24 protein-coding genes and 1 tRNA gene are annotated in these 26683 nt (G+C 31.7%); 8 read left to right on the top strand and 17 right to left on the bottom strand.

From position 1 onward, the window contains the following. Positions 1–83: 83 nt before the first annotated feature. The 4 genes from Q0998_RS03520 to Q0998_RS03505 all read right to left on the bottom strand — a co-directional run bounded on the left by Q0998_RS03520 (position 84) and on the right by Q0998_RS03505 (position 2016). Positions 84–157, bottom strand: a tRNA-Arg gene (locus Q0998_RS03520). Between the two features lie 54 nt (positions 158–211). Then, positions 212–661 (bottom strand): GatB/YqeY domain-containing protein, encoded by a 450-nt coding sequence (locus Q0998_RS03515; protein WP_299666329.1) that lies wholly within the window; start codon positions 659–661, stop codon positions 212–214. Between the two features lie 26 nt (positions 662–687). Beyond that, on the bottom strand, positions 688–1146 hold the full coding sequence (locus Q0998_RS03510) for a retropepsin-like aspartic protease (protein ID WP_299666326.1): 459 nt from the start codon (positions 1144–1146) through the stop codon (positions 688–690). 48 nt (positions 1147–1194) lie between these two features. Then, entirely contained in the window at positions 1195–2016 is an 822-nt protein-coding gene (locus Q0998_RS03505; protein ID WP_299666322.1) for an alpha/beta fold hydrolase, read from the bottom strand. Between the two features lie 91 nt (positions 2017–2107). On the opposite strand from Q0998_RS03505, the gene Q0998_RS03500 reads away from it, so the two are divergent. Together Q0998_RS03500 and Q0998_RS03495 are read left to right on the top strand one after the other, a co-directional pair. Beyond that, the gene (locus tag Q0998_RS03500; RefSeq protein ID WP_299666319.1) at positions 2108–2569 is read left to right on the top strand and encodes a Na(+)-translocating NADH-quinone reductase subunit F; all 462 of its coding nucleotides are present in this window, start codon (positions 2108–2110) and stop codon (positions 2567–2569) included. 179 nt (positions 2570–2748) lie between these two features. Next, positions 2749–2940 carry a hypothetical protein gene (locus Q0998_RS03495; protein WP_299666316.1) on the top strand — a complete coding sequence of 64 codons (192 nt, stop codon included), beginning with the start codon at positions 2749–2751 and terminating at the stop codon, positions 2938–2940. Positions 2941–3123: 183 nt separating this feature from the next. Here Q0998_RS03495 and nqrF read toward each other — a convergent pair whose 3' ends face one another. From nqrF to Q0998_RS03465, 6 genes are all read right to left on the bottom strand, one after another. Then, on the bottom strand, positions 3124–4434 hold the full coding sequence (gene nqrF, locus Q0998_RS03490) for an NADH:ubiquinone reductase (Na(+)-transporting) subunit F (protein ID WP_299666313.1): 1311 nt from the start codon (positions 4432–4434) through the stop codon (positions 3124–3126). A gap of 1 nt (position 4435) precedes the next feature. Further along, positions 4436–5158, bottom strand: a complete 723-nt coding sequence (gene nqrE, locus Q0998_RS03485) for an NADH:ubiquinone reductase (Na(+)-transporting) subunit E (protein ID WP_299666310.1) — start codon at positions 5156–5158, stop codon at positions 4436–4438. A gap of 108 nt (positions 5159–5266) precedes the next feature. Then, entirely contained in the window at positions 5267–5911 is a 645-nt protein-coding gene (locus Q0998_RS03480) for an NADH:ubiquinone reductase (Na(+)-transporting) subunit D (RefSeq protein WP_299666307.1), read from the bottom strand. Position 5912: 1 nt separating this feature from the next. Next, positions 5913–6707: a Na(+)-translocating NADH-quinone reductase subunit C gene (locus tag Q0998_RS03475; RefSeq protein WP_299666305.1), complete on the bottom strand. Its 795-nt coding sequence runs from the start codon at positions 6705–6707 to the stop codon at positions 5913–5915. Between the two features lie 3 nt (positions 6708–6710). Next, positions 6711–7913, bottom strand: coding sequence for an NADH:ubiquinone reductase (Na(+)-transporting) subunit B (locus Q0998_RS03470; RefSeq protein ID WP_299666302.1), 1203 nt, complete (start codon positions 7911–7913; stop codon positions 6711–6713). Positions 7914–7917: 4 nt separating this feature from the next. Further along, complete coding sequence (locus tag Q0998_RS03465) at positions 7918–9267, bottom strand: Na(+)-translocating NADH-quinone reductase subunit A (protein ID WP_299666299.1); 1350 nt, start codon at positions 9265–9267, stop codon at positions 7918–7920. 364 nt (positions 9268–9631) lie between these two features. Here Q0998_RS03465 and Q0998_RS03460 point away from each other — a divergent pair, with 364 nt between their 5' ends. From Q0998_RS03460 to Q0998_RS03450, 3 genes are all read left to right on the top strand, one after another. Beyond that, positions 9632–10846: a DUF5103 domain-containing protein gene (locus Q0998_RS03460; RefSeq protein WP_299666296.1), complete on the top strand. Its 1215-nt coding sequence runs from the start codon at positions 9632–9634 to the stop codon at positions 10844–10846. 51 nt (positions 10847–10897) lie between these two features. Further along, a complete protein-coding gene (gene apaG / locus Q0998_RS03455; RefSeq protein WP_299666293.1) occupies positions 10898–11284 on the top strand; it encodes a Co2+/Mg2+ efflux protein ApaG in 387 nt (128 codons plus the stop codon). Positions 11285–11430: 146 nt separating this feature from the next. Continuing rightward, entirely contained in the window at positions 11431–12414 is a 984-nt protein-coding gene (locus tag Q0998_RS03450) for a DUF3667 domain-containing protein (RefSeq protein ID WP_299666290.1), read from the top strand. On the opposite strand, the gene Q0998_RS03445 is transcribed toward Q0998_RS03450, so the two are convergent. Continuing rightward, positions 12392–13117 (bottom strand): NRDE family protein, encoded by a 726-nt coding sequence (locus tag Q0998_RS03445; protein WP_299666287.1) that lies wholly within the window; start codon positions 13115–13117, stop codon positions 12392–12394. The two genes, Q0998_RS03450 and Q0998_RS03445, sit on opposite strands and share 23 nt — an antisense overlap. Before the next feature lie 104 nt (positions 13118–13221). On the opposite strand from Q0998_RS03445, the gene pruA reads away from it, so the two are divergent. Beyond that, complete coding sequence (pruA, locus tag Q0998_RS03440) at positions 13222–14847, top strand: L-glutamate gamma-semialdehyde dehydrogenase (RefSeq protein WP_299666284.1); 1626 nt, start codon at positions 13222–13224, stop codon at positions 14845–14847. Positions 14848–14942: 95 nt separating this feature from the next. Here the strand turns inward: pruA and Q0998_RS03435 are convergent, their stop codons facing one another. Further along, complete coding sequence (locus tag Q0998_RS03435; RefSeq protein ID WP_299666281.1) at positions 14943–15623, bottom strand: hypothetical protein; 681 nt, start codon at positions 15621–15623, stop codon at positions 14943–14945. Next, complete coding sequence (locus tag Q0998_RS03430; protein ID WP_299666278.1) at positions 15620–19345, bottom strand: reprolysin-like metallopeptidase; 3726 nt, start codon at positions 19343–19345, stop codon at positions 15620–15622. Before Q0998_RS03430 ends, Q0998_RS03435 begins: the two co-directional genes overlap by 4 nt. 65 nt (positions 19346–19410) lie before the next feature. Here Q0998_RS03430 and lipB point away from each other — a divergent pair, with 65 nt between their 5' ends. Then, positions 19411–20115 (top strand): lipoyl(octanoyl) transferase LipB, encoded by a 705-nt coding sequence (lipB, locus tag Q0998_RS03425; RefSeq protein ID WP_299666276.1) that lies wholly within the window; start codon positions 19411–19413, stop codon positions 20113–20115. Between the two features lie 126 nt (positions 20116–20241). On the opposite strand, the gene Q0998_RS03420 is transcribed toward lipB, so the two are convergent. Beyond that, on the bottom strand, positions 20242–21294 hold the full coding sequence (locus Q0998_RS03420; protein ID WP_299666272.1) for a nucleoid-associated protein: 1053 nt from the start codon (positions 21292–21294) through the stop codon (positions 20242–20244). Between the two features lie 231 nt (positions 21295–21525). Continuing rightward, the gene (locus Q0998_RS03415) at positions 21526–22134 is read right to left on the bottom strand and encodes a ribonuclease HII (protein ID WP_299666270.1); all 609 of its coding nucleotides are present in this window, start codon (positions 22132–22134) and stop codon (positions 21526–21528) included. A 155-nt stretch (positions 22135–22289) separates the two neighbouring features. Here Q0998_RS03415 and Q0998_RS03410 point away from each other — a divergent pair, with 155 nt between their 5' ends. Continuing rightward, entirely contained in the window at positions 22290–24248 is a 1959-nt protein-coding gene (locus Q0998_RS03410) for a putative porin (RefSeq protein ID WP_299666267.1), read from the top strand. Positions 24249–24330: 82 nt separating this feature from the next. On the opposite strand, the gene Q0998_RS03405 is transcribed toward Q0998_RS03410, so the two are convergent. After that, complete coding sequence (locus tag Q0998_RS03405; protein WP_299666264.1) at positions 24331–25059, bottom strand: phosphatase PAP2 family protein; 729 nt, start codon at positions 25057–25059, stop codon at positions 24331–24333. A 97-nt stretch (positions 25060–25156) separates the two neighbouring features. Next, complete coding sequence (gene nhaC, locus Q0998_RS03400; protein WP_299666261.1) at positions 25157–26626, bottom strand: Na+/H+ antiporter NhaC; 1470 nt, start codon at positions 26624–26626, stop codon at positions 25157–25159. Between the last annotated feature and the right edge of the window lie 57 nt (positions 26627–26683).

Raw genomic sequence — 26683 nt, 5'->3', positions numbered from 1 at the left:
TTTCTGCTCATTCTTAAAAATACGAAATTCTTCAAAAAAATGCAAAAAAAAAGACTGCCTTTTCAGACAGCCTCTTTCTTATGTGACTGCGAAGGGATTCGAACCCCCAACCCTCAGAGCCGAAATCTGATATTCTATCCAGTTGAACTACGCAGCCTAAATTATTTTTATATAAAATTCTGAAAACAAGTTCAGAATGACCTAATTTAAATTAGGTCAAATGCTTTTTAACTAGCATAGAAATTGTTTTGCCATCTGCTTGTCCTGTTAGTTTTTTAGATACCATTCCCATCACTTTTCCCATATCTTGCATTCCTGTAGCACCTAAACTATCTATCGTAGAAATTACAACAGCTTCTATTTCTTCCTCTGTTAAAGCTTCTGGCAAAAATTCTTCTAAGACAGCAATTTCTGCCAATTCTGGTTCCGCTAAATCTTGTCTTCCTTGTTTTAGAAAAATTGCAGCACTATCTTTTCTTTGTTTTACTTGCTTCTGAATAATCTTTACTTCTTGATCTTCTGACAATTCTTCTTTTATGCCAGTTTCTGTTTTTGCTAATAAAAAAGCAGCTTTAACAGCTCTTAAAGCTTGTAAAGCAACAGTATCTTTTGCCTTCATTGCTGCTTTCATCTTATCCATTACTTGGGTTTGCAAACTCATAATTTTATTTTTAATTAATTCTTAAACTACTTTTTCTTTTTCTTCAACTTTTTTAAATATAAAACATTATTATTATAATCTATAAATGCTTTTCCTTTTCGCAAAATATCTGCACCAATAATACCATCTACTTCTTTCGCATTATGTTGGGTTAACGCGGTATTCACATGAGATAAATCGAAAAGTACTAAATTACATTTATTGGTTTCCCAAGTTACAATTTTTAATAAATTATTTTCAGAAAGTTGTGTTTCCATATCTGTTGCTCCAGCACCAGCGGCTTTTGTTTCACTTTCTTCTGCAATCAAATTAAAATGTTCAATTGAATTTAAACCTACACAAGAATTAGATGCGCCAGTATCTAAAATAAAACGCCCCTTAACGCCATTTATTTTCGCCTTTAATTCTAAGTGATTTGTCGCAATCTTTTTTAGTGAAATTTTAATGTATTTTTTTTTTTTTAAAATCTTCTCTAAACGTTTCATATAAATTTATAAGATTTCAAAAATACAATTTATAAAATTTAGAAAATACTATCGTTCTAAAATTTCTTTTAATTTTTGTTTGTACAAATTATGTTCTCTACTATTATGATGCGTTCCATTCTCTATTTCTATAAAACAGTTTTGTCTCGATCTATTTAATGCTAATAATTTTTTAGCATCTTTAAAAGAAGTAATTTTATCTTTATTACCATGAAAAACAGTAATTGGCGCGGTTACTTTTACAATGTCTCTGTTTGTTTTAAATTGATACTTCAATAAAAAAGTGGGTGCAAGTATCGAATAATATTGAACTGCTTTTTTAAAACTGTAAAAAGGTGCTTCTAAAATAAGTTCTTTTGGTTTATTTTGAGCCGCAATTCTTGTTGCAAACGTACCTCCTAAAGAAAAACCATATACTACTATTTTATCTTCTTTAACAGTTCTTTTTATGTGTTTGTATACTAACAAAGCATCAGTAAACATTTTTTCTTCATTAAAATTTCCAGAACTCTTTCCGTAATTTCTATAATCAAAAACGAAAACGTCGTAATTATACTTTAATAAATAGGATATTCTTTTCCCCCATTTTGTAAGATTTCCGTTGTTTCCATGGCAAAATAAAAGAACTCCTTTTGGATTTTCTGTTTTGAAATGAAGCGCATTTATTTTTTTTTCATCTTTGGTTGTTAAGAAAATTTCTTCAAATTTATTTGAAAATTGGTATTGGTAATTTTTCTCTAATTTTTTTCCATTCTGAAATATCAGCTTTTCTTGAAAAGAATAAATGAGCGTAAAAATAATGGTCAATAAAGCTATAAAAAAAAAGAGGATGTAAATCATTTTAAAAATTGACGGTACGAAACTACTCATTTTTAAACATTCTAAATAAAAACTTTAACATTTATAGATTTGACTTCTATTTGAATTATTACTATTTTTAAATAATTTGTAAAAATAACGTATGAATACTCCAAAAAGACTCGAAAACGCACTTATAAAATTGTACAACGCCTTTCATAACAATAAATTAAATCCTGAAGATTGTACTGCTTGTGCTGTAGGTAATATTTTAGACAATCATGATAGCTGGAAACACCTTTCTGATCAACATGGCTCTCTGCAATTGAACTATGTTGGTACAGTGCATCAAAATTTAGGAAGGCGTTTTAATGGGTATTCTCCTTTAGAAATATTACAAATTGAAAAAATATTTTTAGAAGCTTGTGGTTTTAAAACTCCTTTGTGTCATTATAACTCTAAGCCTCGAAATTCTAAAAACAAAGAAGTTTTATTTACTGGCTTGTGTGATGTTGTTTCTTTTTTGTGTGAATTAGAAGGTATCGCAAATGTGATGGATTATTCGAAGTTATTTGAACACGAAAACGGGCAACCTGTTTACCATATAGAAACACTTTTAACCTAAAAATAAATATTTTTTATAGATTGAATAACGGAGGCATCAAAAGTGATTTCAAAATAATTTTACCAATTAATTTTAGTAATACGCAGTTGATACCTAAAAAGACTGTGCTTCTAAATAAACTAATTAATTAGCTTGCTTTTATAAAAAGGGTTAGATTGCAAAAATCTTAAACATCATATATGAAAAAATTAGTATTTGTGGCTTTTTGCCTAGCATTATCATTTACTTCTTGTAGAGAAGACAAGAAAAAAGAAACTACCGTAAAAACAGAAGCAGAAGCTAAGCGCAAGGTAGAAATTGAAACTTCTAAAGGTACCGTGAAAGCTGATGACAAAGGAAATGTTGACGTTAAAATTAAAGACAACAAATAAACATCATTACTACTCATTTTATAACAAAAAGAGTTTTTTAACCAACTTGATAGGTATTATTTCTTATAATAATACTTTGTTCTAACAAAAAAACCGATTCATTGCTGAATCGGTTTCTATTTTTAAGATTCCTGCCTTTAACCAATCAAGTTGGGCACAGGAGCAGGAATGACAAGTGGAAGATTATCCTCCAAAATCATCAAAACGAATGTTTTCATCTGGCATACCAAAATCTTCGCCCATTTTTTGAACTGCTTTGTTCATTAATGGTGGTCCACAGAAGTACAATTCTATATCTTCTGGTGCCTCATGATGATTTAAGTAGTTATCTATTACACAATTATGTATAAAGCCTACAAAACCATCACCTTCGGTATCATGAATATCTTTCTTCACTTTCCAATTGTCACTTTCTAAAGGATCTGACAATGCAATGTAAAAGTTGAAATTTGGAAAATCTTTTTCTAAAGCTCTAAAATGATCTATATAAAACAATTCGGCTTTAGAACGTCCACCATACCAATACGTTACTTTTCTACCCGTTTTTAGAGTTCTAAATAATTCATATAAGTGAGATCGCATTGGCGCCATACCTGCACCACCACCAACATATAACATTTCTGATTCAGATTCGTTGATGAAAAATTCACCATAAGGTCCAGAAATAATACATTTGTCTCCTTTTTTCAAACCGAAAATATAAGAAGAGGCAACACCAGGATTTACATCCATCCAGCCACCTTTTGCTCTATCAAATGGCGGAGTTGCAATACGTACGTTTAACATGATTTCTCTTCCTTCTGCAGGATAAGAAGCCATAGAATAGGCTCTTTCTACAGTTTCATTATTTTTCATTACCAATGGTCTCAATTTAAATTTGTCCCATTCTGCTTCAAACTTATCTGGACTATCGTGTTCTTCAGGGTGTGCTGTAATATCCATATCAGCAAACTTTACTTCACAAGGAGGAATTTCTATTTGAATATACCCACCTGCTTTGTATCCCATATCTTCTGGAATCTCCACAACAAATTCTTTAATAAATGAAGCAACATTGTAATTTCTTACAACTACTGCATCCCATTTCTTGATTCCAAATACTTCTTCAGGAATAGAAATGTTCATGTCTTGCTTTACCTTTACTTGGCAAGCCAAACGTGCACCTTCTTTTAATTCTTTTCTAGAAAAATGAGGAACTTCTGTTGGTAAAGCTTCTCCTCCACCTTCTAACACATGACATTCACATTGAATACATGTTCCACCACCACCACAGGCAGATGGTAAGAAAATTTTATTGCTCCCTAAGGTAGTTAATAAAGAATCTCCTGAAGCTACTTCTATTTCTCTTTCACCATTAATCATAATCTTTACAGGACCAGATGGTGATAATTTTTGTTTTACTACTAACAATAAAGTTATTAATAATAAAGCTATTATTAAAAATGCGACAACTGTTGCAATAACAGTTCCTGTTGTTCCTGCTGCTAAAATCATGTTACTTTATCGTTTTTATGTTTTTTGCTAATTCTTTTTTTGTTTCTTTCTGTTGTACTTTTTCAACAGTAACTTCTGGTTCTGTAGAAGGTTCTCCTTCTTCATCTCCTCCTGTTAACATGCCTCCAAAACTCAAGAAACCAATACCCATTAAACCTGTAATAATAAAAGTAATTCCTAAACCTCTTAATGCAGGTGGTACACTAGAATATCTAATTTTCTCACGAATCGCGGCAATGGCTAAAATTGCTAAAAACCAACCAATTCCAGAAGATACTCCATAATTTAAAGCCAGTCCTAAAGATTCTATCTCTCTGGCTTGCATGAATAAAGAACCTCCTAAAATGGCACAGTTTACTGCAATTAGCGGTAAGAAAATACCTAAAGAGTTGTATAATGATGGTGAAAATTTCTCTACAATGATCTCAACTAACTGAACCATGGTTGCAATGGTTGCAATAAACATGATAAAAGAAAGAAAACTTAAGTCGTATGCTGCATATTCATCACCCAACCAAACCAATGCACCTGGTTGTAATAAATATTGGTCTAACAGCCAGTTTAAAGGAACTGTAATTGCCAATACAAAAATTACTGCCGCTCCTAAACCTACTGCAGTTGTTACTTTTTTAGATACAGCTAAGTATGAACACATTCCAAGGAATACGGCAAATACCATGTTGTCTATAAAAATAGATTTGAAAAATAATTCTATATGTTCCATATTTTTTTTAAACTTTTAATACTGAACTTGTTTCAGTATCTTATTTAATTATTTCATTTCTGACAAAAACATCCTGAAATCAATTCAGGATAATCATACTGCGTATTGTTAATCTTCAATTAATGCTTTGTTTCTACTACGTTGTACCCAGATTAATAAACCCACTACAATTAGAGCCATTGGAGGCATTAACATAAATCCGTTATTTTCATAGCCTGTTGCATACAGTCCTGTTTTTTCAATTGGGTCTCCTAATACTGGAATTCCGAATAAAGTACCTGAACCTAATAATTCTCTAAAGAACCCTACAATTATTAAAATTACGGCATATCCTAAAGCATTTCCTATGCCATCTAAGAAAGATTTCCAAGGTCCGTTTGCCAGTGCAAAAGCTTCAAAACGCCCCATTATGATACAATTCGTAATAATTAAACCAACAAATACTGCTAGCGTTTTACTTAACTCATAAGCATACGCTTTTAAAACTTGATCTACAATAATTACTAAAGATGCAACCACAATAAGCTGCACAATAATTCTAATTTTAGAAGGAATGATATTTCTCATTAAAGAAATAACCACATTACCAACTCCTAATACAAATAGTACTGCAATACCCATTACTAGAGAAGCTTTTAATTCTGCAGTAATTGCTAATGCAGAACAAATTCCTAATACTTGTATTGTAATTGGATTGTTATCTGCTAAAGGATCTATGATTAACTTTGCGTCTTTTTTTGAAAGTAGTCCCATCTTAGTTTTTATTTTTTAAGTTTTGGAAGTATGGTAAATACAACTTTAAATCTTTTTTAATCATTGCAGCAACACCATCGCCAGTAATTGTTGCACCAGCCAAAGCATCTACTTCATAATCGTCTTTATCTTTATTTAAAGGATCGTTATTACCTTTAGCAACAGTAATTCCTTTAAAGACACCTGCTTCTGTTAGTAATTTTTCACCGTAAAAATCGTCCATAAAATAACGTTGCTTAATGTTTGCCCCTAAGCCAGGAGTTTCACCAGCATGATCAAAAAAGGTTCCTTTTACAACCATATCTGTATCTAACGCAACATACCCCCAAATAGCATCCCAAAGACCTTTACCTCTTATTGGAGCTACATACACCGTTTGTCCTTCTTGTTTGCCTTTAAATAAAGGTAAAAAACGAGACTCACCGTTTTTAGCTCTGGTTTGTTGTTTTTTAATATCTATTAAATAAGGCTCTTTGTTATTATTAGCAGCCATGAATTCTTGGCGATTCATTTCTTTAATAATGTTTCCATCCTTTACTTCTAAAACAATTTGTTCAGAAATTTTTGTAGCAAATGCTTCTGCTACTTTATCTGTAGAGATAAAGGTGATGCTTCCTTCTTCATTTTCATTAACACCCATTGCATACAAAATATTTTGCTGCGTTTCCATTCTTTCATTTTCCTTGATAGCAGGTTTTAATGAAGATGCTGTAAATGCTAATAATGAACCCACAACAAATACCATTACAATGGCAAATATGATGGTATAACTATTACTATCTGTTCTCTTACTCATAATTTAGGCAGTTTTAACTTTAGCACGCTTTAATCTTTTCTTGACGTTTCCTTGAACCACATAGTGGTCTATTGTTGGAGCAAATACATTCATTAACAGAATTGCTAAAAACACTCCTTCTGGATAGGCAGGGTTAAATACACGAATCATAATTGAAAAGAAACCAATTAAGAAACCGTAAATCCATTTTCCTTTATTTGTTTGAGATCCAGTTACTGGATCAGTCGCCATAAATACAGCTCCAAATGCCAAACCTCCAATGGTTAAATGTTCCCACCAAACGGTATTCATTAAGCCGTAAAACTTGCTAGATTCTGTAATCATATCTGCAGCAACCACTTGATTGAATATCAAACCCATAACGGCTGCTCCTACAAATGCTGAGAGAATAATTCTCCAACTTCCAATTTTTGTAAAAATTAAAATTGCGGCTCCTATAAGGATTAAAAATGTAGATGTTTCACCCACAGAACCTGGTATGAAGCCCATAAACTTATCAAAAGTAGAATACACTACTTCTTGATTTTGTGCATAACTTCCTAAAATCGTTTCACCAGAAATTGCATCTGCAGTTCCAGTTCTTTCTACAGCATCGTATACCCAAACTTTATCTCCAGACATCCAGGTTGGATATGCAAAAAATAAGAATGCTCTAATGGTTAATGCAGGATTTAAAATATTCATTCCTGTACCACCAAATACTTCTTTACCAATTACAACTCCAAAAACCACCGCAACAGATAACATCCATAATGGAGTATCTACAGGCACAATTAATGGCACTAACATTCCTGTTACTAAATACCCTTCTTCTACTTCATGTCCTTTAATAACTGCGAAGATAAATTCGACTAAAAGCCCAACTCCGTAAGAAACAATTACTAATGGTAATACTTTTATAATTCCAATCCAAAGATTATCAAACGTAAAAAAGTTAGCCAAAACATCTGCTCTTAAAGAGTTGTCTATAGCTGCATAATGTTGATAACCTGCATTGAACATTCCAAACAATAAACAAGGAACTAAAGCCATAATTACAATATTCATTGTACGCTTTAAATCGTCTGCTGCTTTGATGTGGGTTCCTCCTGCGTGAGTAACTTCGTTCGGTAAATATAAAAAAGTATGGATTGCATTAAACGCAGGTGCCATCTTGGTTCCTTTATATTTCTCTTTTAAATTGTGTAAGTTTTGTTTTAAGCTCATAACCTTATCCTAATTCTTCTCTCATTAAATCTAAACCTTCACGAATTATCTTTTGGTGCGGTTGTTTAGATACACAAATAAATTCTGTTAGTGCAAAATCTTCAGGAGCAACTTCATACCCTCCTAAAGCTTCCATCTCATCTAAATCTTTATACATAAATGCTTTTAATAATTGCATCGGATAAATATCTAAAGGAAACACTTCTTCATAAGCACCTGTTACTACAAAAGCTCTGTGTTCACCATTTGTGTTGGTGTTTAAGTCATATTTTTTCTTTGGATTTAACCAAGAAAAAGTCAAGGCTCTAGAAGTAGAAACTTTATTGAAAATTGGTTTGTTCCAACCAAAAAATTCATAATCATCTCCTTCTGGAATGGCTGTTATTTGATTGTCATAATAGCCTAAAAAACCATCTTCTTTTACTTCCTTTCCAGAAAGTACGTTTCCGCTGATTATTCTCGTATTGTCATCATTCAAATTATTTGCAGTTACATCTGCAACAGCAGCACCTGCAATTGCAGTTACATATTGCGGCTTGCTAAAGTGAGAACCTGTTAAAGCAACCGTTCTTGTTAATTTTAGTTTTCCCGTTAGCAATAATTCACCAATAACCACTAAATCTTGAGGAGTGATTACCCAAACAACTTCCCCTTTATTGATAGGATCTATTTTTGCAATTTGAGTTCCCACATTTCCTGAAGGGTGTGGTCCTGAAACCTTATGAATTTCTACGCCAGATAAATTTGCCAAAGCAGAGCTAGAATTTGCGCCAACTGAAACATGTACTTTTCCTTCAGTTAATTTAGAAACTGCTGTAATTGCAGCTTGTAATTCTGCTTCTTTTCCCGCCAAGGTGTAATCTAAATCTGCCGCTAAAGGTGCACTTGCATAAGCAGATACAAAAATAGCTTTTGGAGTTTGATTTGGGTTTGCAACCACGTCAAAAGGACGTTGTTTTATAAAGGGCCAGCAACCTGCAGCAAATAAATGATTTTTAACCTCTTCTGCAGACATTGTACTTGCAACTTTGGTTCCAAAATCTTTAAATCCTTGTATTGCATCGGCAACAATTTTAATTGCTAATACTTTTCTTCTTTCTCCACGTATGACCTCTGTAACTTTACCAGAAACAGGACTTGGAAATAAAATACGTTCGTCACTTTTCGAATGAAAAAGTGCTTCCCCTGCTTTTACTTCGGCGCCTTGCTTGGCTATAAGTTTAGGTATTATTCCGTGAAAATCTTCTGGCTTTACTGCATAAATACTACTTTGAACACTCTTAGTAGTTATTTTCTCCGCAACGCCAACCAGCTTAATATCTAAGCCTTTTTTAATACGAATGTCTTTTGACATAGTAAATTGGAATATTTAGTTATCTAAAAAAATCAAGCAAATTTAAAGATTTTGAGGATGAGGACTGATATATTTTTGTGTTAATCTTGCTTCATTTCACTTATTTATACTAATTCTAAATAAAGCTAAAGATAAAATATTTGTGCCTATTTACTTCACAAATAAAAACTTCATATCTAATTAAATGTGAGGTAAAAGCTAAAAAGAAGCTGAGAAAGTATAGGAAGTCAAAAAAATCACTTTCTGAAGATTGCTAAATAAAAAAATATTATATAAAATTTAATAATTTATTTAAAAGGAACAGTATTTGATATTATATTTACAATATAAGATTCAGTATTTATAAGACGCTTAAAATAAAGGTATGTACAAAAGGTTAATACTTGTTTTTTTACTTTTTTCAACTAGTTTTTATGCTCAAAACATAAAAACCATTCAGCTTAGACCTTTACAAGAAAATAATTTTTCTGCTATGGTTCCTTTAGGTACTGTTTTAGAATTATCTTTTGATGATTTAGACGCAGATAGTAAAGAGTATCAGTACAAAATTGAACACATGACCCACGATTGGCAAAAAAGCAGATTGCTTTCTAGCCAGTTTATTAATGGTTTTGACCAGAATACTATAATTAACGTAACGAATTCATTCAATACTCTACAAAATTACACACACTATTCCGTAAGAATTCCCAATGTAAATACTGTTCTTACAAAAAGTGGCAATTATCTATTATCTGTCTTAGACAGTTATGATGAGGTTGTTTTTACAAGAAAATTTGTGCTTTATGAGAATTTAGCAACGGTGCCTGTTTCTGTGGCAAGAAGTAGAAATACAAAGACTTTAAATACACAACAAACCATTCAGTTTGCAATAAATCACCCTGGAATTCAAATTAACAATCCTGGACAAGAAATACATGTTACCATTATAAAAAATAATAATTGGAATGAAATAATTACAGGTTTACAACCTACATTTTTTAAACCGAATCAATTATTATACACGTACACCAACAAAACTAATTTTTGGGGAGGAAACGAATATTTAAATTTTGATAGTAAAATTATCAGAAATAAAAGTTTGAATATTGTAAAGATTACTAAAGAAGATGTCTTTAACCATTATCTATATCCTTTTACTTATAATGAGTTTAGAGCGTATACCTACAACCCAGATATCAATGGGCAATTTGTAGTGAGAACTCTAGAAGGAAATGATAATAATACAGAAGCAGATTATGCTTTAATGCATTTTTCAGTTGAAGTAGCTGACATGATTGAGGAAAAAGAAATGTATGTATATGGTGCTTTTAACGATTTTTCTATTACTGATGAAAACAGGATGTATTACAATCCAGAAACCAAAACATACACCGCGAGCATTTTACTAAAACAAGGTTTTTACAATTATACCTTTGCCACTATTGGCACTGATAATTTTGTAAACACCCACGAAATAAATGGTACTTTTTTTGAAACCGAGAACGAATATACCGTAATTGTTTACTACAAACCTTTTGGTAGTTTATACGATAGAGTTATTGGTATTGGAAACGGTTTTTTTAACCAAAATAGGTAATTCTAAATTTGATTTGTAAAAACAAATCAAAAAAACTACTTTTACCTGAGTATGATTCAACAAATTACAAAGGGTATAAAAATTTCTGTAGAAACAAACTATAATGGCACCAATTATAGAGGTAACAAGTTGTACCATCTTTTTTCCTATACCATTACTATAGAAAATACCAGTTTAGATATAGTGAAACTAACAGACAGGTTCTGGACAATTTACGACTCTTTAAACGGAACAGAAATTGTAAGCGGAGAAGGCGTTGTTGGCCAAACACCTACATTATATCCAAACCAAAAATACACCTACAATTCTGGTTGTTTTTTAGCCTCTAATTTAGGCGCTATGAAAGGCTTTTATACCATGATTAATTTAGAAACTTTCGAACAATTTAAAGTATTCATTCCAACTTTTCAACTAACAACACCTGTATTATCAAACTAACAAAAACCAAAAAGAAAGTTGCTATAATTAAAGATCCAGCATGTTTAAATTGCGGACATCCTTTTAGCGGACAAGAAAAATATTGTCCAGATTGTGGACAAGCGAACAAAGGCGACAAAATAACTTTTGGAAGTTTTGTTCATGAAATGTTTAACGGATTTTTCTCTTTTGATGCGAAATTCTGGCGAACCATCATTCCGCTTTTAACAAGTCCCGGAAAAGTTTCTATCGATTATGTAGAAGGCAAAAGAAGCAGGTATTCGAATCCTTTTCGTTTTTATTTAACGGTTTCTATTTTCTTTTTTTTGTTGGTTGGTTTGTCTATCAGTAAAAATAAATTTGACGAACTCACTTCAGAAAGCAAAGCAGATATTGTTGAAACTTTTAAAGAAAGTTCTCATAAAAACACCAAAGACTTTACTAAAAAAGATATTGATTCTATAAAAAAGGAAGTAAAAGATAAAATGGAAAATTCGTATATTCCAATTCCAAAAATCGCACAAGAGAAAATTTTAGAAGATTTAGAAAAAGAAGTCAAAGACTCAACAGCCATAAAAATCTCTAGAGGAAATAGAATTTCTTTTGGAGGCGATAGCAGGTTAGATAAATTTATAGCTTATGAAAAAGAGTATCCAGACTCTAAGATAGACATTGCTTTAGATTCTTTGGGGTATGATAAAAATTTTACGAATAGATTTTTGTATACAAGGGCAAAAACCGCAAATTCTTTAGTAAAAAAAGACAGTCGAGATAAATATTTTAATGATTTGTTATCTTATGGCTCTGTTTCTTTATTTGTATTCTTACCCTTTTTTACACTATTCTTAAAGTTATTTTATATCCGAAGAAAATTTAATTATGTAGATCACTTAGTGTTTGTTTTTCATACGCAAACCGTATTTTTTATGCTATTAACTATTTTGTATTTAATTTCCTTTTTTACAGATGTAAAACATGCTTGGATCTTTATAATACTATTCTTACTGTATTTATTTATAGCCATGAAAAAATTCTACAAGCAAGGGTATTTTAAGACATTTATAAAATTCTTAATGCTAAATTTTGTCTATGTATTAATGGGAGGAATTGGAGTTGTAATTGTAGGGCTTATCTCTTTTGCATTTTATTGAAAGTAATTATTTCTTTAGCTATTTGGTTGTTCAAAAGATCATCATATATCAGACAAATATCATCTTCTTTTTTGATGGAAGTAATACTTACCGTTTCTACAAACTTTCGTTTCATTTTGGGCGAAGTTTCAGGAGTCCCCAAACTGTCATTTTGGTGAAATGCTATAATTTCTTTTTGATGGAATTCTTTGTGTTCTAAAACCCAAGTTGCAAACCAATCTTTTCGTACCATTTTCATCTCTTCTGTATACAAGGTAGATGAAGACCAGATCTTAGGTTCTTGAGGCAATTCTACAAAATGTTTTTTTAATCCATCCCAAACCAATTCATAGGTTTTTAATTCCTCTTTAAAATCAACAAAAATAAGTGTAAAAGGTTCTATCCCTTTAAAATCAAATGCTCTAATAAAAGCAACCGCATCTTTGTCTGTAAGAATTTTTTTTACAATAATACCTCTACTCATTTTGTAATATGCATTTCTTGTATGCTTTGTAAAGCCGCCGTTTAGCAAACAGACCAAACGTTTTTTACTACTAGTACCAATCCAAGTTCCACCAGCCAATGCATCTTTTGGGTAGACTAATTCTACACCATTTTCTAAATACCTTTTAGGTGGAATCGTTTTTCTTAATGGAGTTTCGTCTCTATTAGAAGTTAAAATAAAATTGTTTTTCCCTAAAGGAAGATAGGTAACTGTACACATGCATTTATCAAATAAAATTCATTTTAAAAGTCACAAAATCGATTGATAAAAATTGTAACTTTACATCTTCAAAATTAGTAGATTAATTTTTAAAAACGAACAAAATGACAAGAGGATTTTTTAATGTTCCAACTGCAGTAAATGAACCTGTAAAAGAGTATGCTCCTGGATCTCCAGAAAGAAAAGAGTTATTGGCAACCTATAAGTCTATGTACAATAGCAATATAGACATTCCGATGCATATAAATGGTGAAGAAATTAAAACAGGAAACACAAAAAATATTAGACCTCCTCATGATCATAAACACATTGTTGGGCAATACCATACCGCAGATAAATCTCATATAGATACTGCTATTTCTACAGCATTAGCTGCAAGACAAGCTTGGTCTAGTGTAAGTTGGATGGAACGTGCTTCTATTTTCTTAAAGGCTGCAGAATTATTAGCAGGACCTTACAGAGCAAAAATGAATGCTGCCACAATGATTGCACAATCTAAAAACGTACATCAAGCAGAAATAGATGCTTCTTGTGAAATGATCGATTTTTTCCGTTTTAATGTACAATATATGACGGATATTTTTAAAGATCAGCCAGCATCTGCACCAGGAATCTGGAACAGAGTTGAGTACAGACCTTTAGAAGGTTTTGTATATGCCATTTCTCCTTTTAACTTTACTTCTATTGCAGCAAATTTACCCGCAGCAGCAGCTTTAATGGGTAATGTTGTTGTTTGGAAACCTTCAGATCATCAAGCCTATTCTGCACAAGTAATTGTAGATTTATTTAAAGAAGCTGGTTTGCCAGATGGTGTTATAAATGTGGTTTATGGAGATCCGGTAATGATTTCCGATACTGTTTTAGCTTCACCAGATTTTTCTGGTTTGCATTTTACAGGTTCTACAACCGTTTTCAAAAATTTATGGAAACAAATAGGAAACAATATTCATAATTATAAAACATATCCAAGAATTGTAGGAGAAACAGGTGGTAAAGATTTTATTTGGGTGCACAATTCATCAAACCCATTACAAGTTGCAACTGCCATTACAAGAGGTGCTTTTGAATATCAAGGTCAGAAATGTTCTGCAGCTTCACGTGCATATATTCCTGCTTCTCTTTGGGAAGAAGTAAAAAGTCATTTAGAGAAGCAAGCGAATGAGTTAAAAATGGGTTCTCCAGAAGATCCATCGAACTTTGTAAACGCTGTTATTCACGAAGGTTCTTTTGATAAAATTGCAAAATATATAGATGCTGCAAAAGCAGATACAAATGCAGAGGTTATTATTGGTGGAAATCATGATAAATCTGTTGGATATTTTATTGAACCAACAATTATTTTAGCAAAATCACCAACATACGCAACAATGACTACAGAGTTATTTGGCCCTGTAATGACCATTTTTGTATATGAAGATGCAGCATGGGAAGCTTCTTTAAAATTAGTTGATGAATCTACGGAATACGCATTAACAGGAGCTATTTTCTCTACAGATAGATATATTGTTGAAAAAGCTTCTAAAGCTTTAGAAAACGCAGCAGGAAACTTCTATATTAATGACAAACCAACAGGTGCGGTTGTAGGTCAGCAACCTTTTGGAGGAGGAAGAGCTTCTGGAACAAATGACAAAGCAGGTTCTGCGCAAAATTTATTACGTTGGACTTCTGTAAGATTGATTAAAGAAACATTTGTAACTCCAACAGATTACAAATATCCATTTTTAGGATAATCACAACATTCTTATTTTATAAAAAAAGCCTCATTATAGTTACTGAAATAAATTCAGCTTACATAATGAGGTTTTTACTTTTATAAAACTATTTTCTAATTTACTGTAAAACTAAAAGTTTGTCCAATAGACTTCGCACCAGCATCGTCTATGACATTTACTTTCCAAGAATAGGTTTTGCCAGATGCTACAGCTACCGTATAGGTCTCTACGGAAAGAGCATCATCAACCAAGTTTAAGGTAGTATTTTCGCCAAAATATAATTCATAAGTTAATGTATCACTAGCATTTACATCTTCTCCTTTCCATATCAAATCTAAATTTCCAGCGCTTACACTTGTAGTATTTTCGGGACTTATTATCGTTGCCATAAAGGGTGCATAATTTGTTATCGCATCTCCTTTTGTATAGAAAGCAAATATTGATGAAGCAACTCCTTGATTATTATTTACATCTAAGGCATTCACCTTCCAGTAATAAGCCATAGATTTCTCTAAAATTATACTTAGCTGACTCTTAGTAACAGTTCTATTTTCTACGATATCAGTTAATTGTCTATCTTTTGCAATGATAATAGTATATTCTAAATCATCATTTTCAGGATCCGTTGCATCACTCCAATCAAAAGTAATTGTAGTATCTATACATAAAAGGTTTTCTGAAGGAAATAGTAGTTGCACAGCCGTTGGTGGCTGATTTACTGGATCTTCTTTTGAACACTGTAGACTTAGAAAACAGAAACTAAATAAGCTACATATAATTGCTATTTTTCTCATTGCTTCAATATTTTAATGGGTTTAGAGTCTATTGGTAGTTTTAAAATATAAAGCCCTTTTGCGTAATTCTGGAAAGGAATCGACATTTTGTTGTCTTCTACATCAACCATTTTTTTAAAGACTAATTTTCCATTAATATCGAAAATGATTGCTTCCATTTTAGAACTTTCTGTTCCTAGAGGAAGTAATAATTCTATTGAATTTACTACTGGATTTTTTAATACTAAAACATTTTCTATGGTTGTTTTATAAACTCCTTCACAATCTTTAGCCGTTTTTATTTCTAATTTACCTGTTTCTCTAACTTCAATTTCAAAAATATTTTCATTGGTAGTTCTCAATAAGTTATTATTTAGGTAGACACTATAAGGGGCGGTACCTTTTTCAATATTGAAAGCATATGTTTTTTTACTTTTATTCGCTATAGCTTTTAGAGCTATTGGTTGAGAGGCAATAATTTCTACTTCAAAACATTGTGTAAAGTTCAATTGTACTGTTTCTACACAGACTTCATACATACCAGGATCTAGGTTTATAAAAGAAGTGTTTGTTCCACTAATTTGCCTTGTAGAATTTGTTGAGTCCCCTGTTACTGTAACGTTATAATCAAAAGAAGTTTGTTGAATATTTACAGTAATAATTCCATCATTTTCATCTACACAAGTCTCTGAAATTGTTTCCACAGAAATATTGTTAGGATCTATTAATAGTTCTGTAACAGTTATTGAATAGTCTTCTGTTTCACCCCATTCTGTTAAATGATCCGCATCACAAGGGCCATCACCAAAGCCATCGTCTGGATCATCATATTCTAAAACAACTCGCATCGTGGTTTTTCCAAATCTTGCATCTGAAGGCACATTGATACTGAAAGTTGCAGTAGCAACATCCTCTATTTTTGATCCTAAATCATATCTTTCAGTATTCTTATCAAAAACATAATCTTGATTCCAATCTATAAAAACATAACAATGGTCTTGAAAACCACCAGTATCAAAAGTTACGCTAACTGTGTAATTTGATTCTTTAAATATGTTTGTGTTTATAGTAGTAAAATCTTGATAACCGTCTATTAAATCATTATCAGAATCATTATTTATAGAATTAAAAGTTACGTTTGTAATATGTTCTGAACCACCAGATTCATCTGTAAATGTTGATGTACAATAGGATGGCGTTTCTGTTGTAAAACTAAAAATATTAGAAAAAGAACCTTCATTGCAATTATTCTTTGGTTTTACCCTCCAAAAATAAGTTTCATCTATATCTAAGTTTGTGACTTTATAAGAATTTGTAGATGTTGTTCCGCTAGAAACAATGGTAGCAAATGTAGCATCGCTTGCAATTTCAACGTCATAAGAACTGGCATTTGTGTCTTCTTCCCAAAAAAGTGTTTCTATCAATGAAACATCAGTTGCACCGTTTGAAGGAGATGTTAATGTTACGGTTCCTAAATTTGAGTCTGTTACCATTAATAATACATCTATATTTTGAGTTACACTCGCAGAATTTCCTTGAATGTTTATGGTGTACTCTTGGGCGGTTATTCCATCTAAATTAGAAACGGTCATGGTTACACTTCCATCAGCATTTATTGAATTTGGACTAAATAAAACAGTAGCACCTGCTGGCTGTCCTGTTGTTGAAAAGCTTACCGATTCAGAAAATCCGTTGATAAAATCTAAATTCAAATTATAATTCACGGTTTGGTTTCCTGAGTTACAGGCAGACAAATTACCACTTGTATTTTCTAATATAAATGAGGGTACTGTAGATCTTATTTCAAAATTAATTGCATTTACATTGTAAAATATGTTTTCAACAGCTGCTACCATAATTCTAGCTTCTGTTGTTACATTATCTGGTACAATAATAGCTTCTGAACCGTCATTTGGTGTGCTTGCTAATAATGTAATTGGAAAAGTAATTCCACCGTCTTCAGACAGTTTAATGGTTACATTTTCACAATTTATTGGAGCTATATCTGTAGTTCCTTTGTTCCAAGTGATGGTTTGCGAACTGCCTGCATCCCAAATTGTAGCTGTATTTTGAGATGTAATTGTAAAAGCATCGGCTTCTGTTACTGTCACCGTCATGTTGTCTCTAAAAGTAGCTCCTCCAGTAACATTATTATCTCTAACCAATAAAGAAAAATTCATTTCTCTTGCAGTGCTTGGTATAACTTCCCAAGTAGAAGATGTACTTCCAGAAACAACTGTAGCGAGTTCTGGCATAAATCTATTAGGAGAAATATTTGAGGGTAAAGATCTAAACATGGGTCCTACAGCATTGGTTGCTGATGGAGGCATCGATCCAACCTCATTGTCTGTCTGTTCCCAATTATAAGTTAATGAAGAAACGCCGTCTGTATCTGTGCCAGTTCCTTTTAAAACAAAAGGTGTCGATTTTGGAATGCTATAATCTAAACCCGCGTTTGCAACAGGTGCATTGTTTCCGTTGCTTGTTAAGGTTGCACAGCTTGCAGAAGATTGTATAATTTGTTGCATTTGAGCAATACTTACGGCATGAAAATAATCATCACTTTGTCCTTGAACATTAGGCGAACAAATGCCTGCATATCCCATTAAAGTAGATGCACTTCCTGGTTCTACTGCTGATGGGTTTGATCTATTACAATCATTATTTTGTGTATGTGTGGCACCAAATTGATGCCCCATTTCATGCACTACAAAATCGATATCATAAGGATCTCCAATAGGCGAACTTCTCCCTGTAACTCCTCTTGCTTTTTGTCCTGTAAGACAAACCACACCCAAACCAGCAACACCATCTCCGCCAATACTAAAAATATGACCAATATCATAATTTGCGTTTCCTATTTGAGCATCTGCAATGGTTTGCACTTCATCAAGCATTTCATCAGGATCACCATCTGTAATATTATCTGTATCAGGATCTAAAAAAATTATTTTGTCATTGTCATCAACAATTACCATTTTAACAGCCAAATCTCTTTCAAACAAACCGTTAACTCTTGTCATTGATGTATTCATCGCAGATAAAACCGCTGCTTTTTTCTCTGCATCACTTGCGCTAGCAGAAATATTTTGATTATTTAAGTGAAACTGGGCATATTCTCCACTACAAACCAAAGCCAATCTATAGGTTCTAAGATTGCCATCGTTTACAACTTTTGCTTTGGTATTGGTAAATGCTTGTTTTCTTACGGTTTCTTCCACTTCACATTTAAAATTTACATCTTCTTCTTTTAAATCTGAAGTTTTATAAACAATGTATTCTTTATTGTCTTTTGAATACGGATCTATATAAACCGTTTTTCCTTTTGCAGAAAATATAACTGCATGAAAGCCATCTGTACCAATACTAATTTTTACATATGAAGTTGGGTTTTCTATTCCTACTGCTGTATACGATTTTATGGATGGATATTTTTTGGCTAACTTCTCACTAAGATTAGAAGATTCTCTAATTTTAAAAGACTCTAAAACACCTTCAGCATTTGGGAGTTGAATACTATTATTTATTGATTTTGATTGTTTATTTAAAGTAGTGTTCAGAACATGAGTATCTAAATGAAACAAGGTGTGTTTTGTAGGAAAATTTTTTATTCTCCTTACTTCTTTCTTTTGTAAAGAGTAGTTTTCTTTACTCAATTTTTTCCATAATTCCTGCGAATTACTTTTTAAAGAAAAAATAATTACAAAGACCAAAATAGAAAAACGAAATTGCTTTATTTTCATAGTAACATTTTAGGAGTATAAACGATTCCAAATATAACGAAATATTTATCTTTGTAGTCTATAAGATGAACAGAAACATACTACTAAAAGACTTAAAAGTTAAAGATTACAAAGATACTTGGGATTATCAATCTAAATTATTGCAAGAAATTGTTGATGTAAAGATTGAAAACCGAAGAAACGAGGCGAACAAAAAAACAGAAAATCATTTTTTATTTGTTGAACATCCGCATGTATATACCTTGGGAAAAAGTGGTGATTTGAGTAATTTATTACTAACCGAAAAACAACTTTCAGAAAAAGGGGCTACTTTTTACAAAATAAATCGTGGTGGAGATATTACCTATCATGGTCCTGGACAAATTGTAGGATATCCAATATTAGATTTAGAAAATTTCTTTACAGACATTCACAAATACTTACGTTTGTTAGAGGAAAGTATTATTTTAACCATTGCTGAATATGGTTTAAAAGGAGAAAGAAGTGACGGCGAAACGGGTGTTTGGTTAGATGTTGGCACTCCATTTGCAAGAAAAATCTGTGCTTTAGGAATTCGTTCTTCTCGTTGGGTCACAATGCATGGTTTTGCATTAAACGTAAATACCAACTTAGGCTATTTTGACCATATCATTCCCTGTGGAATTAAAGGAAAAGCTGTGGCTTCTATGGAATCTGAATTAGGTAAAAAATTAGACTTAGAAGAAGTAAAAGGAAAAATTTTAAAGCATTTTAAAACCCTTTTTGAGGTTGAAGAATTTGTAACTTCTTAATTTTAGATTTCTTTTTAAAATAAAACAATATAAATATCGTCATTGCGAAGCATGAAGCAATCTCTTTAAATACTTAAATAATAAAACAGTTTGCCACGTCCTGCGTCCTTGCAGTGACGCTTAATTTTATTTCTCTTCGTTAAAATACACTTTATAAAACTTCATTTTTTTCTCTTCATCATAACCTCTTTCTAAATATTCTGAAGCGGCTTCTGGTGCATCTACATCTAATTTTATATTGATGTTGGTATCTAATTTTATTTCAGTTTTAAGTTTGCTTTTTTCCTTCTTTAAAACCACTCCAGAAACATCAAAATTATTTCTAATTAACACATCATTTAAAGTTTCGAAGTGTTTTTTATATTCATCAAATTGTTCTTTGTGTTTTTCTTCCTCAAAAACCTCATCTTTAAAAGTAGCATAATCTACAGATTCGTTTTCTTTAAAATAATCTACCGTGCTTGCCAAGAAACTTCCTTGTTCTTGCATGCCCAATTCTGGCTTTATTACTTCTTCAGAGAATTCTTTACACATTTCTAAATAACTCTGAGTATGCGAATTATGATCGTCTGCTAATTTTATACTTAAGAAATTTTTAATCCAATATTGTGCATCGTAATTGTTATTATCTACAGACAAAACAACGGTTCCTTCTGTGTCTGAAGTATTTAAAATTAAACAGCCTTTGTCTATTTTTTTGGTTGAAATTCCTTTTTGAACCACTACGTCAAAACTTTCATTGTCATCTAAATAGGTTTGGAAAAAATCAATTTTATTTTCAATTTTAAAAACCCCAACAGCTTCTGTTAACACATCTTTGTATTCTATTCCTTCGATAAAAACCACAATAACATCACCTGTTTTTATTTGCGCAGAATTTGATTGCTCGTATAAGTGATTGACAATGTTTTTAGAATATTCTATAAATGAACCTTCTTCTTTAAACACTTCTGAAGCATAATTATTCAATTCATTTAAACGCACATCTGCATGATGAGAAAAACGATAGCTTTGTGTTAAACCTCCAAATGGTTTTAGTAGAAAATTTTTCATTAAGTCATACCCTTCTTGATCGAAACGAATTAAATCTTCAGAAAACACATTATGTCCGCTGTTAAATTTATTGGCTACTTTATGAAGAATGCATTTGGTAATTTCTGCGCGTGTTTTTTTAATCATCTTATAAAATTGAGAGCGTAAAAATAGTTGAACTTTTTAAATAAACGAATTAGTTTCTAAAATTAAAATGCTAAAAGCTCATAAATATGTTTCCCCATAGTTGAATCTTTCGACTACGCTCAAGACAGACTAATTGTTTGAGCTCTTTTTTATTTTTTTCTATAAAAAAAGCGAGTAGTGAAACCAGAAAACCTAACTACCAAAGGCAGGTAGCTTCTATAACAAAATACTTTATTTGATCTTCAAATCGAATTTTAGCTGTTCTGGCAACAATCTAAATGTTTTTCTATGGTACTCTGTAGTGCCAAATTCTCGAATGGCATTTCTATGTTCTTTGGTTGGATAGCCTTTATTTCTTGCCCAATTGTACATCGGGAATTCTTGATGAATCTTAGCCATATATTCATCTCTATAGGTTTTTGCTAAAACGGAAGCCGCTGCAATACTCAAATACTTTGCATCACCTTTTACAATGGTTTTATGCGGAATATCTTTAAAATCTCTAAATTTATTTCCGTCTACAATAATATATTCTGGAATTACATTTAAAGCATCAATAGAACGATGCATTCCTGTAATAGAAGCTTGTAAAACATTTATTTCATCTACTTCTTGCTGCCAAACAAAAGAAACCGCAAAAGCCAATGCATTCTCTTCTATAAAAGGTCTTAGCTCGTCTCTTTTCTTTTCTGATAATTGTTTAGAATCATTTAAAAAAGGATGGGTAAAATCTTTTGGAAGTATTACAGCAGCAGCTACCACAGGTCCAGACAAACAACCTCTACCGGCTTCGTCTGTGCCTACTTCTAAAGAAAAACCACTATAATTAAGTTTTAGCATCTTGCAAAGAAAAGAAAAATTCTACTACATTTCTCTTGTTTTATTCAGTTGAAAAAAATGAATAAAACAAGAATCTACAATTAACAATTTTCAGCATACTTATTAACAATAATTTTCGTTTAATTATTTTACATTTGTTCACGAAGAAATTCTATATGAAAAGTAAAATACTATTCACTTTCTTAATTGCTATTTTAATAGGAACAAATACGTTTTCACAGCAAATTCGTGGTCAAGGTGGATTTGGAAACGCAAGCGATATCCAAAGAGATTCCATCAATACTTCTGGAGAAGTAAATGTAACTTTATCTGGTAAAACGAAATATACAGATTATAAAGTGTTTTCTCACAAAAGAGATACAACTTACATAGACACAACTCTTTCACTTAAGAAAGACTATAAATTTAACTACCTAAGAAAAGATTTATTCGAATTTTTAGAATTTCATAATCAAGGGCAAACCTTAAACAATTTAGGCTACAGTTTTAATACTATTTCCAGATTTCCAGATATTGGTTTTTCTGCAAAACAAGTAAGTTATTTAGATGTTGAAGATGTAAAATATTACGAAGTACCAACACCCACTACAGAAATATTATACAGAACTGGTTTGCAACAAGGGCAAGTTTTAGATGCTTTGTTTACATTAAATTTTTCTAAAAGGCTAAATGTTTCACTTTCTTATAAAGGAATTCGTTCTTTAGGGGCTTACAGACAAGCCTTGGTGAGTAATGGTAATTTTAGAGGTGCTTTTCATTACAGAACAGAAAACAATCAGTACGAAGTTAGAGGCCATTTAACAACGCAAGACTTTTTTCACCAAGAAAATGGCGGTTTAACCGAAGAATCTTTGATTAATTTTATTGAAGATGACCCAAATTTTCAAACAAGAGCACGTTTAGATGTAAATTTAGACAATTCTGAAAGTCAGTTTGATGGCAACAGGGTTTATCTAGAACATAGTTATAAGCTGTTATCTAGCAAAGACACCATTAATAACAAAGATTTTAGCAATCTAAAAATTGGGCATGTTTTTACAAACGAGAATAAGTCTTATGAATTTTTTCAATCGAGTTTAACGACAGATTTCTTCGGAAGTGCAAATTCTTCCAACCCGAGAGATCAGAAAGCAAAAAGCAAAATTACCAACAACGAGCTAAACGTAGAATTTAACTCTAAATATGTTTTAGGTAAATTTAAAGCCAAAACTAATTTTACAAATTACACGTATGGTTATGATACTATTTTAAATAGTAAAAGTGCTATTAACAAATTAACAATTGAAGGAAATGCCATTTCTTTTGGTGCAGATTGGAATGCTAAAATAAAAAACTTTCAACTAAATGCAGCAGCTAATATTACTCCAGGAAGCGGCAGACTTTCTGGAAACTATTTAAAAGGGGAAGCTGTATTTAAAAAAGACAGTATTTTTAGCGTAAAAGGTACTTTGCTAATTAGTTCTAAATCGCCAAATTTTAATACGTTATTACACCAAAGTGAATATGATGATTACAATTGGCAAAATAATTTCAGCAATGTAAACACTAGAGATTTAGGCTTTGATTTTGCTTCTAAATGGCTGAATGCATCTTTAAACTTTACCAATCTAGACAATTACACTTATTTTGATGAAGATAGCCAACCACAACAATTTGCAGATCAGATTACCTATTTAAAGGTAAAAGCAAGCAGAGAATTTAAATTAGGTAAATTCGCTTTAGACAATACTTTTATGTACCAAAATGTGAGTAGTGGAAGTTCTGTTTTTAGAGTGCCAGAATTTGTGACGAGAAACACCTTTTATTACACAGATTATTGGTTTAAAGGCAAACCAATGTTGGTGAATATTGGCGTTACTTTTAAGTATTTTACAAAATACAATGCCAATGCTTACAATCCTCTTTTAGCTGAGTTTAGAATTCAAAATGATGAGCAAATAGGTTTCCCTGCTTTTGATGTTTTCTTTAATGCACAAGTGCGAAGAACACGTTTGTATTTAAAAGTAGACAATGCTACTTCTGGATTTACTGATAAAAATTATTTTTCTGCGCCCAATTATCCTTACAGAGATTTAACCATTCGTTTTGGTTTGGTATGGAATTGGTTTATTTAAAGGAGATATAAGTGCCTCTCAAAGAAAAGGTTTTTAGAAGTTAGTAAATATAAGCTACTGAAACTCATTCTCATTCTCGATTTTATGTGTTTGGATCTTTTTTAAAGACTTTTAATAAATTTAGTATCAGGATGCAAAAAATCACCCAAATAAAACCAGCAATAAAACCACCAGCAATATCTGAAGGAAAATGCACACCCAAATAAACTCTACTAATTCCAATACTTAAAATAAGCACTATTAGTAATGCAATAATGCTAAATTTTAAAATTTTACGGATTCTAAATGTGAATATCAAATAAATTAAAAAACCATAAAAAGCCATGGCTGTCATTGCATGTCCGCTAGGATAACTAAGCGTTTTTACGGTCACCAAATGCTCTAAAGTTGGTCTTGCTCTGTTTATGATTTGTTTTAAAAGAAGGTTAGAACTTAATGCCAAAAGTAATATCAATGTTATTTGAACCACATATTTCCATCTTTTAAACAATACGTAAAAAAGCAATGCGCAAAGAGTAAAAACAATAAGATAACCCCAAATATCTCCTACATCAGTTACAAATAAAAAATATTCAGTCAAAAAAGGAGATCTAAAGGAAGTAATATACTGGCTAATTGTAGTATCAAACTCTGCCAACAAATCTGTTTTTAAACTTTCGGTAAGTTCTACAAAAAGTTTTATACCAAAAATTACAATGAATAAACTTAGAAAAACGATAATAATATAAGGTAATTTATGATCGTATTTTTTGAATTTCTGAGATAAAAACTGGGTGAATTTATCTATAATTATTTTTAACTCTTTCTGCATATATTAATAAAAAAATGACTGCTTTTAGTGTCTTTAAAATGAAGGTCTAAAGCTAAAAATAATTTTAGCTGATACCAACTAGCTGCTTTTGTCTTTATTATTTTTTAACCAACTGTCTAATTTTAATATTTAAAGCTGCAAATAACAATGTTGTAAACGGACTTAAATAATTAAAAACTGCGTATACAAAATAATCTGCAACAGAAACGCCTAACACTCCAGATTGATAAGCTCCACAAGTATTCCAAGGAATTAAAACAGAGGTTACTGTACCAGAATCTTCTAAAGTTCTACTTAAATTTTCTGGTGCTAAACCTTTATCCTCGTAAGCTTTTTTAAACATTTTTCCAGGAATTACAATGGCCAAATATTGATCGGAAGCAATTGCATTTAAACCCAAACAACTAATTACTGTACTTGCAAACAAACCAAAAACAGAACTTGCAATTGCCAATAAACTTTTTGTGATTTTTGCTAAGGCACCAATGGCATCCATGATGCCTCCAAAGACCATGGCACAAACAATTAAAAAGATGGTCCATAGCATTCCATTCATTCCTCCTGCCGAAAATAATTCTGATAATTTATCATTATCTGTTTCAATATTGGTATCTGTTAAAACTGAATTTATAATTGATTGTAACTTAGAATCTGATAAACTTTCTAAAACATCACTTTGAAAAATAAAGGCAAAAACGGCAGCTAAAACAACCCCTGTTCCCAAAGCAATTAATGGTTTTGTTTTCATTAAAATCAATGCTATTACAATTCCTGGCACTAAAAATAACCAAAGAGAAATATTGAATGTATTGTCTATAGATGCTAATAAATTACTTATGTCTGTACTACCAGTAGTGTCTATGGTTCCGCTTAAAACGGCAAATACAATCAATGTTATTATAATTGTTGGTACCGTTGTATACGCCATGTATTTTATATGTGTAAATAAATCTGTTCCTGCCATTGCTGGTGCTAGATTTGTAGTATCAGAAAGTGGCGACATTTTATCGCCAAAATAGGCTCCAGAAATTACGGCGCCGGCAATCATTCCTGTAGGAATTCCTAGTGCGCTTCCAATACCAACCAAAGCAATACCAACGGTTGCAGAAGTTGTCCAAGAACTTCCTGTAGCAATAGAAATAATGGCTGCAATTATTACAGAGGCTGGTAAAAATATTTCAGGACTTAGCACTTGTAAGCCATAATAAACCATCGCAGGAATAATACCACTAACCAACCAAGTTCCTGCCAATGCACCCACTAAAAACAAAATCATTATAGGCACAAAAACACTTTTCCAGTTTTCCCAAACTTCAGAAATCATTCTTAAAAAAGAAACTTTGTTGAAAAAACCAACTGCTGCGGCAACCAAACCTCCCATTAATAAAATATATTGATTTGTATAAGCTCCAAACCATTCTTGTCCCTCAACAAAAAAGATGTTATATGCCAATAAGCACATTAAAATTACTACGGGAATTAAAGATTCTAATAAGTTTAATTCTTTATTGTCTGTGATTTTTTGATCTTCAATATGTATTTCTGATAGATTATTTTCGTCTTGCATTCTATAAGTTTAGTTATGTAATGTTACGATTTTAGGAGAAGTTATGCAAATTGATTT

It is taken from the genome of uncultured Polaribacter sp., assembly GCF_947501385.1.
Taxonomy (GTDB): Bacteria; Bacteroidota; Bacteroidia; order Flavobacteriales; family Flavobacteriaceae; genus Polaribacter.
This window is presented reverse-complemented; position numbering and strand designations above follow the sequence as displayed.

What these genes read in the sequence shown, in the direction of transcription:
- Q0998_RS03420 (WP_299666272.1), bottom strand. Translation starts at nt 21,294, where the DNA reads ATGATTAAAAAAACACGCGCAGAAATTACCAAATGCATTCTTCATAAA.
- Q0998_RS03505 (WP_299666322.1), bottom strand. Translation starts at nt 2,016, where the DNA reads ATGAGTAGTTTCGTACCGTCAATTTTTAAAATGATTTACATCCTCTTT.
- Q0998_RS03465 (WP_299666299.1), bottom strand. Translation starts at nt 9,267, where the DNA reads ATGTCAAAAGACATTCGTATTAAAAAAGGCTTAGATATTAAGCTGGTT.
- Q0998_RS03500 (WP_299666319.1), top strand. Translation starts at nt 2,108, where the DNA reads ATGAATACTCCAAAAAGACTCGAAAACGCACTTATAAAATTGTACAAC.
- lipB (WP_299666276.1), top strand. Translation starts at nt 19,411, where the DNA reads ATGAACAGAAACATACTACTAAAAGACTTAAAAGTTAAAGATTACAAA.
- Q0998_RS03435 (WP_299666281.1), bottom strand. Translation starts at nt 15,623, where the DNA reads ATGAGAAAAATAGCAATTATATGTAGCTTATTTAGTTTCTGTTTTCTA.
- Q0998_RS03415 (WP_299666270.1), bottom strand. Translation starts at nt 22,134, where the DNA reads ATGCTAAAACTTAATTATAGTGGTTTTTCTTTAGAAGTAGGCACAGAC.
- apaG (WP_299666293.1), top strand. Translation starts at nt 10,898, where the DNA reads ATGATTCAACAAATTACAAAGGGTATAAAAATTTCTGTAGAAACAAAC.
- Q0998_RS03475 (WP_299666305.1), bottom strand. Translation starts at nt 6,707, where the DNA reads ATGAGTAAGAGAACAGATAGTAATAGTTATACCATCATATTTGCCATT.
- nqrF (WP_299666313.1), bottom strand. Translation starts at nt 4,434, where the DNA reads ATGATTTTAGCAGCAGGAACAACAGGAACTGTTATTGCAACAGTTGTC.
- Q0998_RS03495 (WP_299666316.1), top strand. Translation starts at nt 2,749, where the DNA reads ATGAAAAAATTAGTATTTGTGGCTTTTTGCCTAGCATTATCATTTACT.
- nhaC (WP_299666261.1), bottom strand. Translation starts at nt 26,626, where the DNA reads ATGCAAGACGAAAATAATCTATCAGAAATACATATTGAAGATCAAAAA.
- Q0998_RS03405 (WP_299666264.1), bottom strand. Translation starts at nt 25,059, where the DNA reads ATGCAGAAAGAGTTAAAAATAATTATAGATAAATTCACCCAGTTTTTA.
- nqrE (WP_299666310.1), bottom strand. Translation starts at nt 5,158, where the DNA reads ATGGAACATATAGAATTATTTTTCAAATCTATTTTTATAGACAACATG.
- Q0998_RS03410 (WP_299666267.1), top strand. Translation starts at nt 22,290, where the DNA reads ATGAAAAGTAAAATACTATTCACTTTCTTAATTGCTATTTTAATAGGA.
- Q0998_RS03460 (WP_299666296.1), top strand. Translation starts at nt 9,632, where the DNA reads ATGTACAAAAGGTTAATACTTGTTTTTTTACTTTTTTCAACTAGTTTT.
- Q0998_RS03445 (WP_299666287.1), bottom strand. Translation starts at nt 13,117, where the DNA reads ATGTGTACAGTTACCTATCTTCCTTTAGGGAAAAACAATTTTATTTTA.
- Q0998_RS03450 (WP_299666290.1), top strand. Translation starts at nt 11,431, where the DNA reads ATGTTTAACGGATTTTTCTCTTTTGATGCGAAATTCTGGCGAACCATC.
- pruA (WP_299666284.1), top strand. Translation starts at nt 13,222, where the DNA reads ATGACAAGAGGATTTTTTAATGTTCCAACTGCAGTAAATGAACCTGTA.
- Q0998_RS03470 (WP_299666302.1), bottom strand. Translation starts at nt 7,913, where the DNA reads ATGAGCTTAAAACAAAACTTACACAATTTAAAAGAGAAATATAAAGGA.
- Q0998_RS03430 (WP_299666278.1), bottom strand. Translation starts at nt 19,345, where the DNA reads ATGAAAATAAAGCAATTTCGTTTTTCTATTTTGGTCTTTGTAATTATT.
- Q0998_RS03510 (WP_299666326.1), bottom strand. Translation starts at nt 1,146, where the DNA reads ATGAAACGTTTAGAGAAGATTTTAAAAAAAAAAAAATACATTAAAATT.
- Q0998_RS03515 (WP_299666329.1), bottom strand. Translation starts at nt 661, where the DNA reads ATGAGTTTGCAAACCCAAGTAATGGATAAGATGAAAGCAGCAATGAAG.
- Q0998_RS03480 (WP_299666307.1), bottom strand. Translation starts at nt 5,911, where the DNA reads ATGGGACTACTTTCAAAAAAAGACGCAAAGTTAATCATAGATCCTTTA.